This window comes from Acinetobacter sp. Root1280, assembly GCF_001425285.1.
Lineage (GTDB): Bacteria > Pseudomonadota > Gammaproteobacteria > Pseudomonadales > Moraxellaceae > Acinetobacter > Acinetobacter guillouiae.
In genome coordinates this window covers 355,827-376,700 of record NZ_LMED01000001.1, presented here as the reverse complement: position 1 = coordinate 376,700, position 20,874 = coordinate 355,827, and the positions used below count along the sequence as shown (strand labels likewise).

General features: G+C 35.4%; 22 protein-coding genes. 9 read left to right on the top strand and 13 right to left on the bottom strand.

Going from position 1 to position 20,874, the window contains the following annotated elements:
* The first annotated feature begins 127 nt into the window (after positions 1 to 127).
* The gene (locus ASC84_RS01850; RefSeq protein ID WP_056511104.1) at positions 128 to 1,606 is read left to right on the top strand and encodes a phospholipase D family protein; all 1,479 of its coding nucleotides are present in this window, start codon (positions 128 to 130) and stop codon (positions 1,604 to 1,606) included.
* A 48-nt stretch (positions 1,607 to 1,654) separates the two neighbouring features.
* Here ASC84_RS01850 and ASC84_RS01845 read toward each other — a convergent pair whose 3' ends face one another.
* Positions 1,655 to 2,305, bottom strand: coding sequence for a bifunctional 2-polyprenyl-6-hydroxyphenol methylase/3-demethylubiquinol 3-O-methyltransferase UbiG (locus ASC84_RS01845; RefSeq protein ID WP_056511101.1), 651 nt, complete (start codon positions 2,303 to 2,305; stop codon positions 1,655 to 1,657).
* A 79-nt stretch (positions 2,306 to 2,384) separates the two neighbouring features.
* Complete coding sequence (locus tag ASC84_RS01840) at positions 2,385 to 3,782, bottom strand: PLP-dependent aminotransferase family protein (RefSeq protein WP_056511098.1); 1,398 nt, start codon at positions 3,780 to 3,782, stop codon at positions 2,385 to 2,387.
* A gap of 167 nt (positions 3,783 to 3,949) precedes the next feature.
* On the opposite strand from ASC84_RS01840, the gene ASC84_RS01835 reads away from it, so the two are divergent.
* A complete protein-coding gene (locus ASC84_RS01835) occupies positions 3,950 to 4,813 on the top strand; it encodes a DMT family transporter (protein ID WP_056511880.1) in 864 nt (287 codons plus the stop codon).
* A gap of 231 nt (positions 4,814 to 5,044) precedes the next feature.
* Here the strand turns inward: ASC84_RS01835 and ASC84_RS01830 are convergent, their stop codons facing one another.
* Together ASC84_RS01830 and ASC84_RS01825 are read right to left on the bottom strand one after the other, a co-directional pair.
* The gene (locus ASC84_RS01830; RefSeq protein ID WP_056511095.1) at positions 5,045 to 5,635 is read right to left on the bottom strand and encodes a uracil-DNA glycosylase family protein; all 591 of its coding nucleotides are present in this window, start codon (positions 5,633 to 5,635) and stop codon (positions 5,045 to 5,047) included.
* A 343-nt stretch (positions 5,636 to 5,978) separates the two neighbouring features.
* Positions 5,979 to 6,728 carry a 3-oxoacyl-ACP reductase family protein gene (locus tag ASC84_RS01825; protein WP_056511092.1) on the bottom strand — a complete coding sequence of 250 codons (750 nt, stop codon included), beginning with the start codon at positions 6,726 to 6,728 and terminating at the stop codon, positions 5,979 to 5,981.
* A gap of 106 nt (positions 6,729 to 6,834) precedes the next feature.
* Here ASC84_RS01825 and ASC84_RS01820 point away from each other — a divergent pair, with 106 nt between their 5' ends.
* The 3 genes from ASC84_RS01820 to ASC84_RS01810 all read left to right on the top strand — a co-directional run bounded on the left by ASC84_RS01820 (position 6,835) and on the right by ASC84_RS01810 (position 9,719).
* Positions 6,835 to 7,794: a LysR family transcriptional regulator gene (locus tag ASC84_RS01820; RefSeq protein ID WP_056511089.1), complete on the top strand. Its 960-nt coding sequence runs from the start codon at positions 6,835 to 6,837 to the stop codon at positions 7,792 to 7,794.
* A gap of 139 nt (positions 7,795 to 7,933) precedes the next feature.
* Positions 7,934 to 8,323: a nuclear transport factor 2 family protein gene (locus ASC84_RS01815; RefSeq protein WP_056511086.1), complete on the top strand. Its 390-nt coding sequence runs from the start codon at positions 7,934 to 7,936 to the stop codon at positions 8,321 to 8,323.
* 160 nt (positions 8,324 to 8,483) lie between these two features.
* A complete protein-coding gene (locus tag ASC84_RS01810) occupies positions 8,484 to 9,719 on the top strand; it encodes a Bcr/CflA family multidrug efflux MFS transporter (RefSeq protein ID WP_056511084.1) in 1,236 nt (411 codons plus the stop codon).
* Between the two features lie 283 nt (positions 9,720 to 10,002).
* Here the strand turns inward: ASC84_RS01810 and ASC84_RS01805 are convergent, their stop codons facing one another.
* Together ASC84_RS01805 and ASC84_RS01800 are read right to left on the bottom strand one after the other, a co-directional pair.
* On the bottom strand, positions 10,003 to 10,506 hold the full coding sequence (locus ASC84_RS01805) for a hypothetical protein (protein WP_056511082.1): 504 nt from the start codon (positions 10,504 to 10,506) through the stop codon (positions 10,003 to 10,005).
* A gap of 67 nt (positions 10,507 to 10,573) precedes the next feature.
* Complete coding sequence (locus ASC84_RS01800; protein ID WP_056511079.1) at positions 10,574 to 11,275, bottom strand: hypothetical protein; 702 nt, start codon at positions 11,273 to 11,275, stop codon at positions 10,574 to 10,576.
* Between the two features lie 527 nt (positions 11,276 to 11,802).
* Here ASC84_RS01800 and ASC84_RS01795 point away from each other — a divergent pair.
* Positions 11,803 to 12,162, top strand: coding sequence for a hypothetical protein (locus tag ASC84_RS01795; RefSeq protein WP_056511077.1), 360 nt, complete (start codon positions 11,803 to 11,805; stop codon positions 12,160 to 12,162).
* 129 nt (positions 12,163 to 12,291) lie between these two features.
* Here the strand turns inward: ASC84_RS01795 and ASC84_RS01790 are convergent, their stop codons facing one another.
* The 7 genes from ASC84_RS01790 to ASC84_RS01760 all read right to left on the bottom strand — a co-directional run bounded on the left by ASC84_RS01790 (position 12,292) and on the right by ASC84_RS01760 (position 17,878).
* Complete coding sequence (locus ASC84_RS01790; RefSeq protein WP_056511074.1) at positions 12,292 to 12,609, bottom strand: hypothetical protein; 318 nt, start codon at positions 12,607 to 12,609, stop codon at positions 12,292 to 12,294.
* A gap of 88 nt (positions 12,610 to 12,697) precedes the next feature.
* A complete protein-coding gene (locus ASC84_RS01785) occupies positions 12,698 to 13,411 on the bottom strand; it encodes an SGNH/GDSL hydrolase family protein (protein ID WP_056511071.1) in 714 nt (237 codons plus the stop codon).
* 117 nt (positions 13,412 to 13,528) lie between these two features.
* The gene (locus ASC84_RS01780) at positions 13,529 to 13,801 is read right to left on the bottom strand and encodes a hypothetical protein (RefSeq protein ID WP_056511068.1); all 273 of its coding nucleotides are present in this window, start codon (positions 13,799 to 13,801) and stop codon (positions 13,529 to 13,531) included.
* A 101-nt stretch (positions 13,802 to 13,902) separates the two neighbouring features.
* Entirely contained in the window at positions 13,903 to 14,646 is a 744-nt protein-coding gene (locus tag ASC84_RS01775; protein ID WP_004720558.1) for an SDR family oxidoreductase, read from the bottom strand.
* Positions 14,647 to 14,689: 43 nt separating this feature from the next.
* Positions 14,690 to 15,388 (bottom strand): histidine phosphatase family protein, encoded by a 699-nt coding sequence (locus ASC84_RS01770; protein WP_004720559.1) that lies wholly within the window; start codon positions 15,386 to 15,388, stop codon positions 14,690 to 14,692.
* A complete protein-coding gene (locus ASC84_RS01765; RefSeq protein WP_034610477.1) occupies positions 15,385 to 16,506 on the bottom strand; it encodes a phosphotransferase family protein in 1,122 nt (373 codons plus the stop codon). The genes ASC84_RS01770 and ASC84_RS01765 overlap by 4 nt, the downstream gene beginning before the upstream one ends.
* 133 nt (positions 16,507 to 16,639) lie before the next feature.
* Entirely contained in the window at positions 16,640 to 17,878 is a 1,239-nt protein-coding gene (locus ASC84_RS01760; protein WP_056511065.1) for an acyl-CoA dehydrogenase family protein, read from the bottom strand.
* Between the two features lie 106 nt (positions 17,879 to 17,984).
* Between ASC84_RS01760 and ASC84_RS01755 the strand changes: the two genes are divergently transcribed.
* The 3 genes from ASC84_RS01755 (at position 17,985) to ASC84_RS01745 (ending at position 20,713) form a co-directional block, all read left to right on the top strand.
* Positions 17,985 to 18,902 (top strand): LysR family transcriptional regulator, encoded by a 918-nt coding sequence (locus ASC84_RS01755; RefSeq protein ID WP_056511062.1) that lies wholly within the window; start codon positions 17,985 to 17,987, stop codon positions 18,900 to 18,902.
* Positions 18,903 to 19,119: 217 nt separating this feature from the next.
* Complete coding sequence (locus ASC84_RS01750; protein ID WP_051065603.1) at positions 19,120 to 19,461, top strand: helix-turn-helix transcriptional regulator; 342 nt, start codon at positions 19,120 to 19,122, stop codon at positions 19,459 to 19,461.
* Between the two features lie 13 nt (positions 19,462 to 19,474).
* The gene (locus ASC84_RS01745) at positions 19,475 to 20,713 is read left to right on the top strand and encodes a type II toxin-antitoxin system HipA family toxin (protein ID WP_004720569.1); all 1,239 of its coding nucleotides are present in this window, start codon (positions 19,475 to 19,477) and stop codon (positions 20,711 to 20,713) included.
* Positions 20,714 to 20,874: the final 161 nt, after the last annotated feature.

Below are 20,874 nucleotides of genomic sequence, written 5' to 3'. Positions count from 1 at the left end.
GATTCAACCATTAACTTGATGATATGATTTAGTAAAATTTAAAGTACTCATTGAAAGAATGAATCATTCAAAGACTTCACTTGCCTTCGTTATTTTGGCTTTTTCAATCACTGGATGCAGTTTACCTATGAATCAACCAGAACAAGAACAACAAGTTAAAGTATATGCAGAGCAATGGATCAATGAGCCTGAAGCAAAACAGATGCTTACTCAAGGGCTCACTGCATATTTAGCCATGAATGATGCTTTCCAAAGTATAGCGTCACGTATCCATCTGATTCGAAAAGCCAAATATACACTTGATTTACAATACTATATTTGGGCAGATGATTTTATTGGCAATTTAATGCTACACGAATTGCTTAAAGCTGCTGACCGCGGTGTAAAAGTACGCTTATTAATCGATGATCAAAATGGAACAAAAATAGATCGACAATTAAGTGCATTGCTAAGACATCCAAACATTTCGATCAAATTATACAATCCTTATAAATTCCGACACTTTCGTGTAATGGATTATATTTTTAGAATGAACAGAATCAACCATCGAATGCACAATAAATTAATTATTGCTGATGGTGCAATTGCTGTGACAGGCGGGCGAAATATCAGCAGTGAATATTTTGATGCCAGTGAATCTTTCCAGTTTACCGATATGGATATTTTATTTTTTGGTAAAGCGGTCAATCGTGCAAATGAAGTTTTTACCGATTTTTGGAATTTTCAATTAAGCTATCCGATTGATCAATTTATTCATAAAGGTTCTGAACACGATTTATTAACTTTGCGAAAAAGCTTTGAACGACTTGAACAAGCTGAACATACGACAGATGAAAAAGTAAATCTTGAGCAGAAAGAACTCGCCAATGAGCTTAATCAAAATAAAATCAATTGGGCTTATGCCGATTTTCTGGCAGATTCTCCAAAGAAAAGTTTAGGACAAGCACACGGCAATGAATTAATTTCACACCAAATTCACCAACATTTGGGTGACCCCAAACAAGAAATGGATTTGATTGCCGCTTATTTTGTTCCTACAAAAAATGGGACGGATTTTATTAACCAATTCCCTAAACAAAATGTCAAAGTGAGAATTTTAACCAACTCCTTTATGGCAAATGATGTTGCGCTTGTCCATGCGTTTTATCAAAAGTATCGAGTTGACCTGCTTAAAGGAGGCGCAAAACTTTATGAATTTAAACCCTATATAGAACGCAATCGCCGTACTTGGTATGAGGTCCTCACAGGAAATATCATTCCGAAAAAAGGCAAAAATAAATCCAGTTTGCATGCAAAATTTATCAATATTGATGACAAAGTCTTTATTGGTTCATTTAACCTAGATCCAAGATCATTCAATATCAATACCGAAGTTGGACTGGTTGTTCAATCAGATCCTTTACAAGAGCAAATTTCAAATCTATTGGATCAAACCCTATTTAGGGTTGCTTATGAGTTAAAACTTAATCCACAAGGTGAGCTGATCTGGCTAGATCATCGTGCTGATGGCAAAGTGATTGAATATAAAGTTGACCCTGAAACAACACGATTCCAACGATTTGTCATGTATAGCGTCTCATATTTACCACTTGAATGGATGATGTAAGTTTAGTGTAATGACAACCTGCATACTAAATGCATTACAATCTTAAGACTATAAATAACACTCAAACAGACAGAGTCCTTTGATCTCTTTAACCAGTTCTATGTCAGTAAAACCTGCATATTTTAAGCTTTGAAAATGTTCATGTTTCGACATATACAAGTCATTATTGCTCATCGCATCTGATGCAAAAATATGGTCACAGACCAAATACAGAGCATCACGTTTTAATAATGTCTTTACTTGTTGATGAAATTGATTTGCATAGTTTTTATGGCGTAACTCATGTAAAGCTTGATGAATAATGATGGCATCATATTGTCCAAGCTGATCGCGCCAATCTTCATTTTTAAAATCAGCAATCAGATATTGCACTCTGCCTGACTCAGAAGAAAGTAGCTTACTTTTAGAAAGCTCATGCATTGCATCAGAGAAATCTAGCGCTGTATATTCAATATCAGCACACCGGCTAAGTAAATGTTTGGCAAGAAAACCAGGACCTGAACCTATTTCTAAAATATTGAACTGCGCGTTTTGATCAGTTTGATAGTGTTTCTCTTTGGCTGCTTTTTGAATTAAATTCACATAATAGTCAAAAAACTCATAACGCCATGGGCGTTTTTCATTGGCTTCATTAGCCCATTGCAAAGCATCTTGCGGATTTTTTAAATCAATTGGACTTGGTACATCCTGAACACTCATTATAATTATTCCACTGAAATCAATATAAATTTGCTTACTATTTACCCATATTTTAAAGCAATAAGGAAAAGGATTTTCGCTAACTTTGTAAGTTATTTATTTTTAACTGCTGAATTGACATTGCTAAGATATCAAAGACCTTTTTATCCACGCATTGTGCAACATTAAAGCGCATGAACTGTCCTGCATTTTCAGCTTGGCTAAAAGAATTACCCGGTGCAAGAATTACGCCCTGTTTGAGACATAATTTTGATAATTCCGCCGCATGTATACCATCTGGCAATTTGCACCATAAAAAAATCCCTGCTGTTGGCACAATCCACGGTTTTATACCGAGTTGCCCCAACTTTTGCATCATTTCATTGCTGACTTTAAGCAAATGTTTCTTTAACCAATCTAAATGTTTAGGATAACTGCTGTCCATTAAAGCCTGATAAATAATTTCTGCATTTAAATGACTATTGCTAAAGTTGGTCGCAATTCTTAAATCTATTAATTGATCAATCAGCTCAGACTCCGCAATGATATAACCGCAACGAATCGCTGCTGAAAGGGTTTTGGTAAAACTGCCAATCTGAATGACATGTTTAAAACCGGCTAATGAAGCATAACGTGGTGCGGGTGTATATTCAAAATCAGCAAAAATTTCATCTTCAATAATCAATAAATCAGTTTTCTCAACCAGCTTGGAAATTTGATAAACCGTTTGTAGCGAAATCGTGGCTCCTGTTGGGTTATGAATCCCTGAATTGGTTAAATAGATTTTTGGCTTTAAATTCAGTGCTTGTTCAAATTTCTCTACATCTGGTCCCGTTTCTGTAAACGGAATTGGAACGGCTTTTAAATGATGGGCCTTAATCAAAGCGCGGAAATTAAAATAGCAAGGATCATCAATCAAGATCACATCACCTGCGCTAAGTAGGTGTCTGAAAATTAAATCAATGGACTGGGTTGCTGAGTCAGTAATAAGAATTTGATTCAGTTTGAATTTTAAATCATACAGTTCTTTTTTTCTGGCAATAAATTTACGCAACTCCAAATGTCCATGCGGTGTTGCATAATCGGTGAGCATGATGATTTCAGACTTAGCAGCTTGTTTTAACGCTTTACGGATTGATTGTTCAGGCATCCAAGTAGTGGGTAACCAGCCACAACCCGGTTTTAGCACATCCGTCTTCGCCTCTAATGACTGCCTTGAAATCCATAAAGGATCTATTTCACGTTGATACTGTATTTCAGTATCAATCATTTGCATCGGTTCAGCTTTACCTAATACATAGTAACCAGAACCAAGACGAGATTCTAAAACACCTTCCGCAACTAATCTGGCATAGGCTTCAACGATCGTTGAAACAGAACAGTTTGTTTGTGTAGCAAACTGTCGGACTGAAGGTAAGCGTGAACCTGCAATCAAACTTTTATTCGAAATTTGATTTTTAATCATCAGCACTGTTTGTTCAATTTTAGTTTTTGCCATTTAAAACCACATATTTTAAAGATAAGAAATCTGAGAAAACTCGTTAGATTGAGTAGAATTGTACTGGTAAAAATAGCATAACAGTTATTTAAAATTGTACTGTAGTGTACATATATATTTCCAGTAAATAGCGCTTAAATCATCATAAATTGACTGAGTAATTGATGATGGATAAAACAAATATTGGCTGGCTAAATGGTTTTATTGGTGTAGCGATTTTTGCTGGCTCTTTGCCTGCAACCCGTATTGCCGTCATGGGGTTTAGTCCAGAATTTTTAACCACAGCTCGGGCAGCGATTGCAGGAAGTATTGCTTTAATCTGCCTGTTTATTTTACAGCAATCAAAACCCTCTTTTGCCCAATTTAAATCATTGGTTATTGTGGCCTTAGGTGTGGTGATTGGTTTCCCTCTATTTACCGCATTGGCTTTACAAACTGTATCCTCTGCACATGCTATTGTCTTTGTTGGTCTCTTGCCTTTATCGACTGCAATTTTTGCAGTTTTACGCGGGGGGGAAAAACCTGCTACACAATTTTGGTTATTTGCCTTAATCGGTAGTGCCATCGTGGTTGGATTTATGTTTTATGAAAACCGTAATTTAAGTTTTAGTGTGGGTGATCTCTATATGCTTGCATCAATTGTTGTCTGTGGATTGGGTTATGCTGAAGGTGGAAAGCTTTCAAGAGAACTGGGTGGATGGCAAGTGATTTGTTGGGCTTTAGTTGTTGCATTACCCTTGATGCTTATCTCAAGTCTATATTACCTACCTGCAAGCTTTGCAAATATTCATTGGCCAGAAACAATTGGTTTAATCTATGTATCACTGTTTAGTATGTTGATCGGTTTTATTTTTTGGTACAAAGGCTTAGCGTTGGGCGGAATTGCCAAAGTTGGACAAATTCAATTGGTACAACCGTTTATTGGTTTAATGCTTTCAGCGGTTCTATTGGGTGAGCATGTAAGTTTTGCGATGATTGTTGTTTGTTTTGCAGTTGTGATCTGTGTTGCTTTGGCAAAACGATTTGCATAGAAAATGGAAAGGCTTAAAGCATTTATTGACTGTATGTGTATATCGATTTAATCAAGTACAATAGGATAAATGCCTAAGCTAAAACAAAAACAGTCAATTACAGATATTGGAACAACCCAATATAACGCTTATAGGAACAGTATTCTTAAAAATGATCAAACTGGCTTTTTCTTCGCTACTGATTAGTGAATCATTTAAAGTATGATGCCAAATTATGAGTTTTAAACTTACTTAAAGTAAGCCTATTTCTTTAAATAAGTTCTTATATGCCTCTGCCTTCTTATCCAGTGCTAATGGATACGCTCTTGATGAAGAAGGCATCCGATATAAACATATCTCTCGTTCAGCAAATATAGCTTGTGAAGATTGCCCTATCTGTGGCTTTTCAGTTTCTTCAGGCATAGATAACATCAGGGTATCTGTTGCCTTATCTCCAGTGGTCATGATGCTGTTACATTCAGGAATTTGCGCTAAAAGCTGTGATAGGTCTGTAGGGGTTTTAATCTGTAGGAATTTATCTGAGGCATTTCCTTTTAGGCGAATAACTTGATACGCCGTATCAAAAATTGCGATACCTTTTTCGATTAAGAATTCACGAATATGTTGTTCCTTAAAATTTTTATTAGGTAAATCTAAAAAGTGATCTTTATTATCAAAGAAAATAAGCCCAAAAATTCGCCACATATCATTTTGATAATTCGGATAATAAAAATCCATCTTCCATCTGCTTTGAGGCGGTGGAAAGCTACCAAGCATCAATAGCTTGGCATTTGTAGGAAGAAATGGTTTGAGTGGGTGGGTTTCTATTTCGATATCAGTCATTTATTAAAAGAACCAAAGTTTATAATTTAGTGAAAATTTTAATGATTTTATCTGGATTTTAATTTTTTACCTATGCCTTTTGGTATCTCTAATTTGTACTTTCAAATTTTTTACTGAAAATTCGGAATACTCTTTTTTATACAGCACATTCAACCTGTTTATCCGATAGATGCTATTTTATTTAAAGGCTTGCTTCTTATCCTAAATAATCTATCGAAAAGTATGATTTGTGAATTGTTTTTAACCCTCTATAAATAGAGGGCTTTTCCATAGATATGGAATAGAAAATTTCAATTCATTTTCTAACTACTGGACATATAAATTTTATTTTGATTCAAAGGAATTAAGCAATAAAACCACCATCGACACTTAATTCAGCACCGCTAATATAGCTAGCTTCTTCACTCACTAAAAATAAAACAGAATTCGCAATATCAATGCCCTCTCCATATCGACCTACGGGGATATTAGGCAGTAGTAAGCTTGCTATTGGTCCATCTATAGGGTTCATATCAGTATTGGTTGGACCAGGGTGAATGGTATTAATTGTAATACCTTTAACGCCAAGCTCCCTGACTAATCCTCGTGAAAATCCAGTGATTGCACCTTTTGTAAGAATATAAATTGATGCTCCACTAAAACCAGAATAATTGACCATCGTGCTGCCTATATTTATTATTCTTCCACCTTTCCCCATATGTTTTAAACTTTCACGTGTGGCCAAAAATACCCCCGTAATATTGACAGCCACCAATCGCTCAAAAGCACTGATTGATACTGACTCTAGACTGCCTAAATGACTTATTCCAGCATTGTTAATTAATATATCAATTTTATGAAATTTTTTAGCAACGTCTTCTATCGCTTTGCTTAACATTTCAGGGTTTCCTGAATCTGCCTTTATCGCTATGGCTTGTCCACCATGAAACTCAATTTCTTTAATCAATTCCTCAGCTTTGATTTGCGAAGAATGATACGTAAAAGCAACTATAGCGCCATGGGCGGCTAGCGTTTTGACAATTTCAGCGCCAATACTTCGCGACCCACCGGTAACTAACGCAACTTTTCCAACCAGCGATAATTTATTTAACATTTCACATTACTCTTTCATTAAAGTCTCCCGACTATAAAATCAGTACTCATTGTGAAGTAGAGTGCTTTTGCTATAATCTTTTTCAAGTAAAAATTGAAAATAGAATATGGAAACGCTGTCTAATCTCGAATCATTTATAAAAAGTGCAGAATATGGAAGTTTTTCTGCCGCAGCACGACATTTAAGCCTAACACCTGCTGCAGTGTCTCGAAATGTAGCGCAGTTAGAGCAAAATTTAGGTGCTCGACTTTTTCATCGAAGTACCAGAAATCTTAAATTGACGGAAGATGGTGAACACTTTTTTATCAGTATTCGAGACAGTTTAAATAGTATTCAGACAACTATTTCAGAATTTAATGTTGATTCGAGCAAGCCCAAAGGCATTTTAAAAGTCAGTTTAAGTGCTGGATTTGGGGTGGAATATATCCTGCCATTGATGCCTGAATTTATCAGCAACTATCCAGATATCAAACTTGAGTGGCACTTATCTAACAGACAGGTCAACTTAATAACAGATAATTTTGATGTGGCAATTGGAAGTGGGATTAAATTAGGTCAAGGCATCATTATCAGACCACTGTCCCCGCTGCACATGATTATTGTTGCCTCACCTGATTATTTAAAACATAAAACACGGCCCAATCATCCAGCGCAAATCTCCGAATGGGATGGCATTGTCATGAAATCCCCTCAAACAGGTAAGTTACATGAATATCAATTCACAGGTCCAAATGAACAAGAGTTTTACTTAAATTTAAATGAAAAACTTATAGCAGATGATCCAAGTGCATTACATCAAGGCGCCGCTTTAGGATTAGGTGTTGCTGCGATATCCACTGCTCATGCAAGTAAATATATAGAAGATGGAACTTTAATTAGAATCCTACCTGACTGGTATGCAGATTTAGGAAATACTAATCTTTATTTTTCTAGCAAAAAGCACATGCCCGCAAAAACTAGATGTTTTATCGATTTTATTGCGCTTAAATTTGAACAACTAAAATTGAATCAACAACTATCCGCTTTGAATATGGGAAAAAACACAACACTTTCAATTAAAAATTAGTTTTATTGGCAGATTTTCAACAAATCAGAATAAGTGTTTCAACTGTTCTGTAGCTACAAGGGATGCTTCAATACAACAATAATGTATTGATCAGTCGTTAGATACGGCCCCTATCTAGAGCAATGTTGGAGATCTATTTATGAATACTGTGAATATACAAAATACTGAAAATCGAGAAATAACTGAAACTTTAGCTGTTTTAGAAAGGCATCTAAATGCTTTCCGCTTAGGTGATGTAGACTTAACTGTTCAAGATTATGCACCTGATGCCATCATTATCAATGGAACCGATACGGTAATACGTGGTACCGATCAGATTCGAGAAACATTTATAAGCGTATATCGGGATTTTTTCCCTAAAGGTACACGTGAAATTAACATAGAAGAAAAAACAGTCTATGGTGAAGTCGCCTATATCCGCTGGTCAGCACCCAACGCAAAAATGGCCACGGATACGCTGATTGTGAAAAACAATAAAATCGTGGTGCAAACCTTTGCTTGTCATTTCGGTAATGAATCTCAGAAATAAATGCACGTCAGCTGAATTTAAATTAGCGAATACATTATATCTAGACATTCCCAAAATGGATGAAATGCTTCTTATTTTAAGCAATGAGCACAATGCATAAATCTGAGTGACGCTATTTTTTTTCATCCATTCTGCGGAAGATCATCATTTAGGTAAGATTATGCCTCGATCACCCCATATACAGAAATCAACTGATAACCCCTCTGAAACAAAACCTTATACCCTAGCATGGATCAGTATTTTAAGCTTTTTAACCTTGCTCGGCCCTATGTCAATAGATATGTATTTACCTGCATTTCCTGAAATTGCTGTAGAGTTTGGTGTGACAACTAGTGTCGTGTCATCATCATTGCCCGCATATTTTTTAGGTTTAGTCATCGGTCAACTTGTTTATGGCCCGATTAGTGATCGATTTGGTCGTAAACCACCGCTATATTTTGGATTAACTTTATTTGTGATTGCATCTGTTTTGTGTATTTTTACCACACAAATAAATCAATTGTTAATGACAAGAGTATTGCAAGCTTTAGGTGGTTGCGTTGGAATGGCAATGGTTCGTGCAGCGATTCGTGATCGATTAACACCTAAACAGTCAGCAAGAGCTTTATCCAGCATGATGCTCATGATGGGACTGGCACCTATTCTTGCCCCGATATTAGGTGGATGGCTTTTAGTCAATTGGGGATGGCAAAGTATTTTCATTTTCCTTGCCTGTTTTGGTGTCATCAATATTGTTCTTGTGCATTTTTATTTTGAAGAAACACTGAATGACCATAAAAGAAAATCTCTTCATGTTGGCGATATTTTTATCAATTATTTCCATGTTTGTCGGGACAAAAGTTTTTTAACCCCTACACTTATAGGTAGTTTGTCTTATGCAGCATTCTTTTCTTATATTGCCGCTGCACCAGCGATTTTCATTGATCAATTCCAGATAAAACCTGAAAATTTCGGTTATTATTTCAGTATAAATGCCGCTGGCTTGATTATTTTCTCGCAAATCAATCTTCGTCTGATTGGTCGATTTAACCTTATAAGAATTTTATTACTCGGTATTCTTATCCAAGTGATGAGTGCGGTTTGGCTATTTATCTCGCCTCGATATGATTTGGTCAGTCTATCCTCAACCATGCTCGGATTGTTTGGTCTTGTCGCAGGTCTTGGATTGGTAAGTGCAAACAGTAATGCATTGGCATTATCTCAACAAGGTCAACGTGCGGGTACTGCAAGTGCACTTAAAGGTGCTATTCAATTCTTAATTTGCTTAATTGTAGTGCCGATCAGTCATAGCTTTAATTTTAATCCACTTATGAATCTATCAATGATTATTATGCTTTGTACAATGCTGGCATTAATCCTCACAATGATATATCAGAAAAAGTTCCATACCATTTAAGACATCGCTACTGATATTTTGTACATTGGAATAAACAGGAAATACAAACCTCAAACGCTCAAAATCAATTCAGAAAATGAGCGTTTGTAACTATGTATTATCTTTTAAAAATAATTACTTAAGCCTGTAAATTACTTTTCCAATTTAGGAAAACTGACAGGTCTTTTAAGATGTTCATTATCTGAGTGCAATTGATAAACAAGCTTGCTGTTTAATCCTCTAAATTGTCTATGCAGATCTATAAAATGAATCAATATTATTTATGCTTCAAGCTAAAATTATATTAAAGATATACGTCATCACATTCCTTTAAAAAAATACCAAATTTAAACAATTCAGGATCCTGCTGACTACCAAAAAAGTGAATTACGTTCAATCCTTCTGCCTGTCTAAAAACCCGACTTGAACCAAAATCATCGTTACAAATTTCCCATTTAAGTCTTGATTGGATTTCATCAGTCTGAAAGTCAGGGATATACTTTATTGAAGCATTATCAATTTCATTATAAATAAGCAAATTTCTCCCTTCTATTTGAATCTTCTTTAATTCAACAAATTTATTGATCTCATAAGGTAGACCTTGGTTTATTTGTTTTAAAAATACTTTATGTAGATAATCATCAAAAGCCTGATTATCTAAAATTTTATAATCTTGGTTGATAATACCCGCATTCAATAATAAAGCTTCTAGGGTTTCTATCGGTTTAAGTTGCGTTTTTGAACCATTAACATCAGCAAAAATATTCAGACTTAACAGTAGTGTAAATAGCAGTAAAAATAATCTCATATGTATCTATCTTTCTTTAATATAAAACCACCCGCAGGTGGTTTAAATGCGACAAACACAATAAAACTCAGTAGCCATTCGCGCTTAACTTAACTCTAAAAGGCTCTGTTTGATTTTTCATCATTTCCTTCATCTCTGCTGTGATCTCAACACCCATCTCTTCAAGCATTAACAAACCAAATTCTGAAGTGCTCTCTGCAAAATTTTTGTTATCAATTAACATTTGAGCAAGCTTTACATTTTTAGGAAAATCAGGGAAAAACTCATTAAAGTCTTTTTTATCTTCAATTCCAAAATAGATAAATCTTCTCCATTCATTAGTTTGAATATCGCGTATAAAAATTATGTCAGCTTTAGTCTGCATACGCTTTTTGAATATTTCATCTTGTGATTGCATAGGCACAACACAAACTTCACCTACACTTGAAATATAATTTAATTTTGGTTTTAAAAATGTAGAATCTATATTTTTATAAGATCCATCTTTGGCTAAATCTTGCTGTAATTTAATGTCTTTTCTGTACTCAGCATCGCTAATCCATTCGCCTGAAGAAAAAGTCTGTCCTTGATGCTTAGGTTTAAGTTTACGATCATATTCAATTTGATCATAATAACTGATCACATCATCAAGTGAACCATTTTTTAGTATTTCTATTTCCTTGTCCCCTTGCTTATTAAAAATCTCATAGCTTTTTTCACACTGTAAGTCCTCTGCAAAGGAGAAACTTGATGCTAAGGTTGTTAAAGCAATAATGAATAATTTTTTCATGAAATACCCTCTTAATATTTTGGGGATAAGATACTCAGGTTTAGATCAGAAATAAACCTTACAAAAAAATTATTTAACACAACGCATTAGCTGACTTTTTTAGCTTCACCACTAAGCCATTATTTTTTAAATAAATTTTAACAACATTCCGACAAAACTATTTTGCATCAAATCTCTTTATGAAGGGTCAATTCTTTATTGCTGCTGTGATTACTGATTTTAAAAAATTACTAGAAATTTCATATAGAACAGAGCTTTAATCAATATTCTTAGCGCTAATAAAAGTCGTAACGTCAATTCCACCCCATATAAAAAATACAAAACGTAGCGATGTGCAGTTTTTAATCGGAAAGTTCAAATAAAATCATTAAATATCTTGAATTTGTAACAATTTCAAGATATGGTAATAAAAATCATTGCATATCTCGGTAATATAATTGATAGTTAAGGTTCTTTAAGATTTATTTAAATATTAACTGACTTTATACAACCGAAAACTTTTTCTTAACATTAAAAATCAATTCGTTATGAACATTAAACTTTTTACAGCATTATTCTTGGTCATTGCCCTGTCTGCTTGCAATAAAGAGCCTGAGCAGCATGCAACTGCGCAAACAGATCGACCAACCCTCACTGCACAATTTGAACAATCAGATGAAATGATTAGTAAATATCTTGATCAACTTGATGATCCAAATACAACATTGGATGATAAGACCAGAATCGTATGTCAAGATTATCCTAAAGAATACAAATCGAATTACATGCCAAATTTACTTAAATTAAATCCAGAGAACTATACTGAAACTAAATTACTTTCAGACTTAGATATTGCTTTAAACTATTACAAAGAAAAAGAAAATATTCAGTGTAAAGATACAAAATAGTGATGGTCATTTATCAAGTTTTAGCGCTTAAAATTTTTAAAAAAATTTAGATTAAATATATGTTTTATATAAAATATCTTAAGTTAGTGGTATCTAAATAAAAATAGGGAGCTTAAAAGCTCCCTATTTTTAGTTCTTTTCACGGTAGTATTGATGTTTTCTTTTTGAATGGTGTTTCCAGTTTTTTCCACCATAGCAAAAACCAGGTGGATGTTCAGTCGTCCAAGAACACATCAATGCCCTACCTCGTCTGCGTCTTAGTTTAAGAGAATAAGATGATTTATACTCAATCTCGTGCAAGAAAAAACTACTTTTTTCTTGTTTAACGCTGTAGTGGCGATACCAAGTATCTTGTCGATTTGGAAAAATTTCATCATCATAATCGCCAGTTAAACCTTTCTTAACAACTTTTACGTATTGTTGTTTAAGGTGTTTCAGTTTATCCATATTTCTCTCATTAGGTAGTTAAAACCTAATAGAGAGTTTTCGCGTAATAATTCATATTTTATGTTCTTTTTGAATTTGCTTAATTTTATCACATGAATTTGCTAAAAATACACTGTGAAATTTGTTTTGCCCAAATTTGATAAATTTCCTGACTCGGGTGAAAACCATCACGTGCCATTTGTAAATTTAAAGTTTTAAAATGGGCTAAATCAAAACGAATCAATTGATAATTGATTTTATTTTCGATGAATTGGGCTAACTTCTGATTCATTGCACTCGAATACTGTCCAAACAACCATCCCAGTGGATTTGGTAATGCTGGAAACAGATTCATTGGGGGGACACCCGTAACTAAAATCATCTTTGGCAAAAACTTAGCTTCAATTTCTGTATAAAGCCCCCTTTGTTGCTGAATCCATTTTTGTGGTGAAATAAGTTTTGTGACATCGTTTACTCCAACCGATGTAATCACAACATCAAACTGCTGATTGTCTAATTGTTTGGTTCTTTGCAAAATTTCTAAGGTGCTATCCCCCGTTTTCGCTTCTAATTGATAAGTGACTTCAAAATTAGAGGCTAATTCATCGAGTAAACACCCCAATAAGGCTTCACGTTGATCTTCAACCCCCACACCTGCGGCAGCAGAGTCACCCAAAATTAAAATAGATAGTGCTTTTCCTTGTCCTATAACACCTTTTCGCAATCCTTGAGGTTCAGCTAATCGAAGTGTATTTTTCTTGACGCGATAACCTTGAAGAATTAATGCGGGAACGAGAACAATGGTAGAGATTTTTAAAAGCATATTCGAGTACCAATCCAACAAAGCTATCTCAAAATCAGTCAGAGTCAGATATAGCTTGTCGCAGTATTAAAATCATAAAGTTCAATGTCGATTTTACTTAATTGTATGGCCAAGTTGCTATTGGGCTAAATCAACAAAATTTAAGGCAAAAGCAAATATAAATGTACCAATAAACTCAAAAATTAAAACCGCATACTTTCTGCTTTTGCTCATCAAATAGGCATTATAGGTCCCGATTAAAATGATACCAAGATACATTAACTTTTGAATATCATCGATTTGCATAAGGCATTGTTGAATTTCACAGTGCTTTTCAAAAAAGAAGAGATACAAGATACGCGCAAGAAAAACTAAAAAGCTGGTCAGGAAAAAACCCAATACGATAAACATGTTAAAATTCTCATTATTTTTTATCCAGTTAGATTTTAAAGCTTTATCTATGCAATGCAATAAAAAAGACCCTTGTTGGGTCTTTTAAAGCTAAATAAAACTCAACCGAGTTTATTCACAATTTTTAATGGCAATATTTTCATGGCTAGTCCTATCGGTAACCAAGGCCATTGTGGTACATAAGCTTTAACAGGTTGTTTTTCAATTGCTTTAACCAATAAATGAGAACCTGTTTCAACATCGACCTCAAACGGCAGTTTTTTTGCCCCTTCATTAATTTCAGTACGAATATAACCAGGGAAAATCGTAGAAACTTTAATTTTCGTGTCAATTAACTCAGCACGTATCCCTTCCGCTAAAGCAGCTACACCAGCTTTACTTGCTCCATATGCGGTCAAGTGTTTAGGCATACCACGAAGTGCACTCATAGAAGAAATCACAACCAGATGACCAAACTTTTGCTCACGGAATATTTCAACAGCGGCTTCACACTGTGCCAGTGCAGAAATGAAATTGGTTTCTACAGTTGCACGGTTAATTTCAAATTTACCATTGCCAATTCGACGACCATCACCAACACCTGCATTGACAATGATACGATCGAGCTTACCAAAGTCCTGCTTAAAAGCTCGAAAGACTTGAAAAACTTGCTCATAGTTGGTCACATCTAAAGTTTTGGCAATCACTTTGATACCATATTTAGACTCCAACTCTTGTTTTAAGCTTTCTAAACGCTCTAAACGACGCGCACAGACGGCTAAGTTATAACCTTTTTGCGCAAATTCTCGTGCCATTCCTGCACCGATTCCAGAACTTGCGCCTGTGATTAAAATCGTTTTTGCCATGACAAATTCCTTAAACTGTTTTTATATTTCTAAAAGTGCGACTTTAAATCCACGTCAATAATTGCGGATCTTCAGCCTTAATAAAATGATGTTCATTCAGACTCAGTAATTGCGGTTCATTTCCCACCAGTCTTAATGTCGTTAAACTGGTATTGGCAATTGCCCAATTCAATGCAAAGGTTTTATTGGCACTTAACTCCAAGAGTTTTCCTGCAACAACTGAAATAACTCCGCCAGAAGTAAATACGATTGCATAGCGAGGTTTGGTTTTCACTAACTCATCACATAAATTCTGTAAAGCCGTTTCTACACGGTTTTTAAAATCTGGCCAAGATTCGTCATACTCATGGTGATATTCACCACCAGTCCAACGGTCAATTGCCCCTTCAAAAATTTTTGCCAAATAGGCACGTGGACTTTTTTCTTTGGCAACATCTTGTTGAAGTAGATGCGGTTGATTAAAACGCGGATCATATTGAGCAAAAACTTGTTGGTGGTTAAATTCATTCCAATGATGGTCAGTCACAATTTGAGCATCGGAAAAACTTTCAGCCAAAGCAAAACTTGCTGTTTGCTGATGGCGTAACATTGAACCTGCAACCACATAAGGCTCTTCTTTCAAAATTTTATCGAGATATTGCCCCAATAGTTTGGCTTGTAACTCGCCATTGGGTGAAAGTTTGTCATAACTCTCTGCACCAAATGACGCTTGTCCATGACGAACGAGGTAGATTGTGGTCATTTTCCTAAAATTTCCTTAAATTTTTCAAGATATTTCTGTGCAACTTCATTGGCTTCAATTTTTTGTAAACCGATAAGTTTTAATGCACGAATATGTAAGGCATGAATCACAATCCAAAAATCTTTAAAAGCAGGATTATCTGTTTGTTTATGATAGTAACGATAATAAATTTGCTGTGCGATTACAGCTAAACGGAAAATACCAAATACTTCGTAGAATGCCCAATTATCAGGTTTTAATCCGGTTTTTTCTAAATAATATTCAACCACTTCTTTACGGGTAAGCATCCCTTTTAAATGTGTAGGCTGGCGACGGGTTGATTTAAAAATTTGGTTGTCTGTATCTTCCACCCAATAGGCCAAAGCAGAACCTAAATCCATAAGAGGATCACCAATAGTTGCCATTTCCCAATCCAATACACCAATCACTTGGGTTGGGTTTTTAGGGTCAAGAATGACATTATCAAAACGCCAATCATTGTGAATCAAACACGTGTTTGAGTCAGCAGGAATATTTTCATTAAGCCATTTACGTACAAATTTAAAACTCGGCACATTGATGGTGTGCGCCTTTTCATAACGTGCATCCCAACCTTCAACTTGACGACGGCAATACCCATCACCTTTTCCAAGTTTTTCGAGTTCGGTGCCTTGATATGGAACTTGATGTAATTCAATCAGCTTGTCTAAGACATTAATACATAATTCATGCACTTGCTGTTGAGTAAAATTCAGCTCAGGGGGCAGTTTGGCACGCGGAATAATACCTTCAATGCGTTTCATCACATAGAAGTCACAACCAATTACGGATTCATCCTGACACAGCGCGACCATTTCAGGAAGAACTGGGTAGTATGGTGCAAGCCATTTTTGTACATGATATTCACGCGCCATATCATGTGCAGATTTCGCCTTTGTCCCTTTGGGTGGACGACGTAAAATTAAATCAGCATTGTCATATTTTAAACGATAGGTCCAGTTTGAAGCTCCGCCAGAATATTGAGTCACTTCTACATTGCCTGAAATTTCAGATCCATTTTCAATGAGCCAATTTCCGACAGCACGAATGTCCAGCTCCTCGCCTTCACGTATATTTCCACCAATATCAATGACTGACATATTATTTCCCTGAATCTTATGTTTTAAACCATACATCTCTAAAGAATGATACTTTTAACTAAAAACTTCACTTGCTCACTACTTTATATATAACACCTCTAACATAAAGCAGTTATTTTTTATCAGCAAATTGTTATTTTTTACGCGAGCCATAACCTCGTTTTTTTAATTCTAATTTTGCAATCATCCCTTTATGCACTTCATCTGGGCCATCCGCTAAACGTAAACTGCGGGCTTGAGCAAAGAATGCTGTTAAAGGTGTATCTCGTGATACGCCCATGCCACCATGAATTTGAATGGCCATATCAACTACTTTTTCAAGAACTGAAGGTGCAACAACTTTAATGGCTGAAATCTCGGTAAGCGCAGCCATAGTCCCTTGAGTATCCATTTTATACGCCGCATACAGGGTTAACAGTCGTGCTTGATCAATCGCAACACGAGCATCTGCCACACGTTCTAAATTTCCACCTAATTTAAGCACTTCTTTACCAAAAGCAGTTCGACTCATTCCTCGATCAATCATTAATTCTAATGCTTTTTCAGCAGCACCAATGCATCGCATACAATGATGAATACGACCCGGACCTAGACGCCCTTGTGCAATTTCAAACCCTTGTCCAGCACCACCAATAAAATTACTTACAGGTACACGAACTTGATTAAAACTAATTTCGCCGTGACCATGTGGCGCATCATAATCACCAAACACGGGTAACATACGTTCAATGGTCACGCCTTGAGTATCTACAGGCACTAAAACCATGGAATGTTGATGATGACGATCTTTGCTTTCATCAGGCGTATGCGCCATAAAGATAATAATTTTCGCATTTGGATCTCCCAAACCTGAAGACCACCATTTACGACCATTCAATACAATTTCATCACCATCTACCACTGCAGTTGCCTGCATGTTGGTTGCGTCCGATGAAGCAACTGCTGGTTCAGTCATACAGAATACTGAACGGATTTTTCCTTCTAATAACGGCTTAAGCCATTGTTGTTTTTGTTGATCTGAACCATAACGCCATAGCACTTCCATATTGCCACTATCTGGAGCATTACAATTAAATACTGTGGGTGCGATTAAACTACGGCCTGACAGTTCTGCGATATGGGCATATTCCTGTACAGATAAACCTGCACCCAATACTGGGTCTGGTAAAAACATGTTCCAAAGTCCAGCAGCTTTTGCTTTATTTTTCAGGAGTTCAAGTTGTGCTGGCCATTGCCATTTTGTCCAATCACCGCCTTGATTCAAATGATGGACTTCATTCCAAAAATCAGCTTCTACAGGTTCAATTTCATTTTTAATAAAGGCTTGGGTACGTTCTACAAATTCTTGCGCACGTGCTGAAAGTTCAAACATGCTTATCTTCCTGTAAATATATGGATAAATATTTGAATAGTGACTCTTTACTTTACCTTAGCTGAAAACCTATTATGAACCAAATGATTTAATTCAATACCTCACTATGAATATGATTCATAATAAAACCAATCTTGATATGTCGATTTTCAATCATATTGATATTAATTTATACCCGCTTTTTATCACCATTTATGAACAAAGAAATATTTCAAAAGCGGCAAAGATTTTATGCATTACTCAGTCTGCTGCAAGTCATGCTTTACAAAGACTTAGGCTGCATTTGCAAGATGATTTATTTGTTCGCGCTGGGAGTAAAATGCTGCCTACCCCTTTTGCTGAACAGATTTATCCATCTGTACAAAATGCTTTATTTGCTTTTCAAAATATCTCCAAACAAAAACAACAGTTTGATCCCAGTTCAGTACAAACCTTACGCATTGCAATACATGATGAAATTGAACCGATTATTTTTCCTAAATTGATTCATCATTTTCAAAAATTGAATTTAACCATTCAGTTTCTAAGTACCAAGCTTGACCGCAAAAATGTAATTGCTGATTTAGCTGCTCAACAAGTCGATTTTGTCATTGATCTAGAACAAAATTATGGTGATAAAATTAATTATCAAAATTTGGTTCAAGATCATTTTGTGATTTGTTCTCAGCATACAAATATCAATTCTGAACTGTATTTTGCATCACCTCATATCGGTGTTTCTTCACGCCGTACTGGTTTGCTTTTAGAGGATATATATTTAAATCAAGCGCAATTTCGTCGTCAGATTTTTATGCGTTGTCAGCATTATTCAACTGCCCTGCAAGTTTTAGCACAATATCCTGATGCGATGTTAACCATTCCAAAGCAGATACTGGCACATTTACAAGTTGATCAAAGTATCAATATTTTTGAGCATCCTATTGATCTACCTCTATTAAATATGGGAATTTATTGGCACGGTGCGCTAAATGAAAATTCTAGGCATATTTATTTAAGAGAAGAAATTTCTAAAATTTTTGCTTAGGCTATTTTATAAACGATTGGATTTAGCATGCAGTTAAGCCGCTCATTTACTATCATTCCTATTCTTGATGATTTTCTTCATTCTAGTAGGTGAAATTAAGCTACTTAACTATTCCATTCAGCATCAATACATTGAACTCAAATTATAAAAATAAGACATAAAATCCATGTTAACCATGATAGTATACATTTTATGTCATGTTTTGGATGATATTGCTATGAGAACTTCGGCGCATAATTTTATGCTTGATGGTGTGGAAGACATGTTGACTCAAATTGGGACAAATATCAAAAAAGCCCGACTTCGACGTAATATGACCATTCATGATTTGGCCAATCGCATTCATGTAGATAACCGAACGATCTCACGTATGGAAAAAGGTGATCCAAGTACCAGCCTAAAAAATGTGATTTCAGTTTTAGTGATCTTTGGCCTTGAACATACCCTAGGCTCACTCGCGAATCCTGAGTTGGATGAAGTTGGCTTAGCACTCGAAAATCGTAATAGTTCAGTACGTGCAAGATTAAAGAAACAGTCTGTGATTAGTGATGATTTCTGATAGGTAAATGAACATGGATGAAGTTAAAGGATGTTATGTTTTCATAGATACAGGCTCCCAGCCAACAATTGCTGCACACTATTCTTATGAAAAGCCGATTTATCGCTTTCTTTATGGTCAATCATACTTACAACGTGCAGATGCCTTCCCTTTAGATCCACTTAATCTAAGCTTTCAGTCTTATAACAAACCATATGAAACTATTTCTAAAGATGGTTTTGGTGTACTTGCAGATGCAACACCAGACAATTGGGGTAAACGCTTAACCAATGCCTTACACCGTAGAACACCATTAAACCAATTAGAATGGTTACTCGCTTCACAAGGAAATTCAGTCGGCTGTATTGTTGGAAGCTTGTCTAAATCGCATATAAAAAACAATTCAAATATCATTCAATATGAAGAATTAGAAACTTTTATACAAATTACTGAACTCATCGAAAAAAAACGAGATCCGTTTGAGATGAAACTTGAGCAACTCGAATTAAATAAGCTGTTATATAACGGGGCTTCAATGGGCGGAGCCAGACCCAAAACCCTTGTGATGTATAAGAATAAGGAATGGATTGCCAAATTTAATAAAAGTGATGATTTGTTTGATACCTGTAAAGTTGAATATGCTTCGCTGAATATGGCACGAGACATGGGGCTCAATACATGTAATGCTGAACTAACAGAATGTGCCGGTCGCCCTATTCTCTTAGTTGAACGCTTTGATCGAAATTGCCCTGAACGTAAAAAACACTATATCAGTGCCAATAGTTTGCTCAATATTCAGAAAATTCGTATAGATGATCCTAAAATGTCCTATATGAGTATTGCCAAAGTCTGTAGTCAGATTTGTTTTGATGCTATCAGTAATCAAAAAGAACTCTATAAGCGGATGGTGCTGAATGTCATGATTAGCAATACTGACGATCATTTAAAAAATCATGGTTTTTTAATGTATGACATGAAAAAGCAACATTATGCCCTAAGCCCGCTTTTTGATGTTTTACCTCATGGTATGCCAAGCTCATTTCCAAATGAACATGCTCTGGTTTTAGGCAATGATGGACGGTTTGGAAGCTATGACAACCTTATCAGTCGTAGCAATGCCTTTGGACTAAACCTAGATCAAGCCAGAGCATGTATTAAGGATGTCCGTGATGTTCTCGAAAATAGAGAAAAATACTTGTTAGATGCGGGTCTTAAACCCACAGAAATTCGTCAATTAGAACCCTATTTCTTTCTAGATATACTCAAAAACTAAAATTCAACAATGCCAGCCATTTATATATTATGGATAATGAAAACATTGATCATAATGAATCGGTATTTAACCATTCATCTTGGCAAGAAAATGATCCAAACATGACATAAAATCCAGTTTAAATTAGATAAAGTACTTTTTATGTCATTATAAAAGAGAAG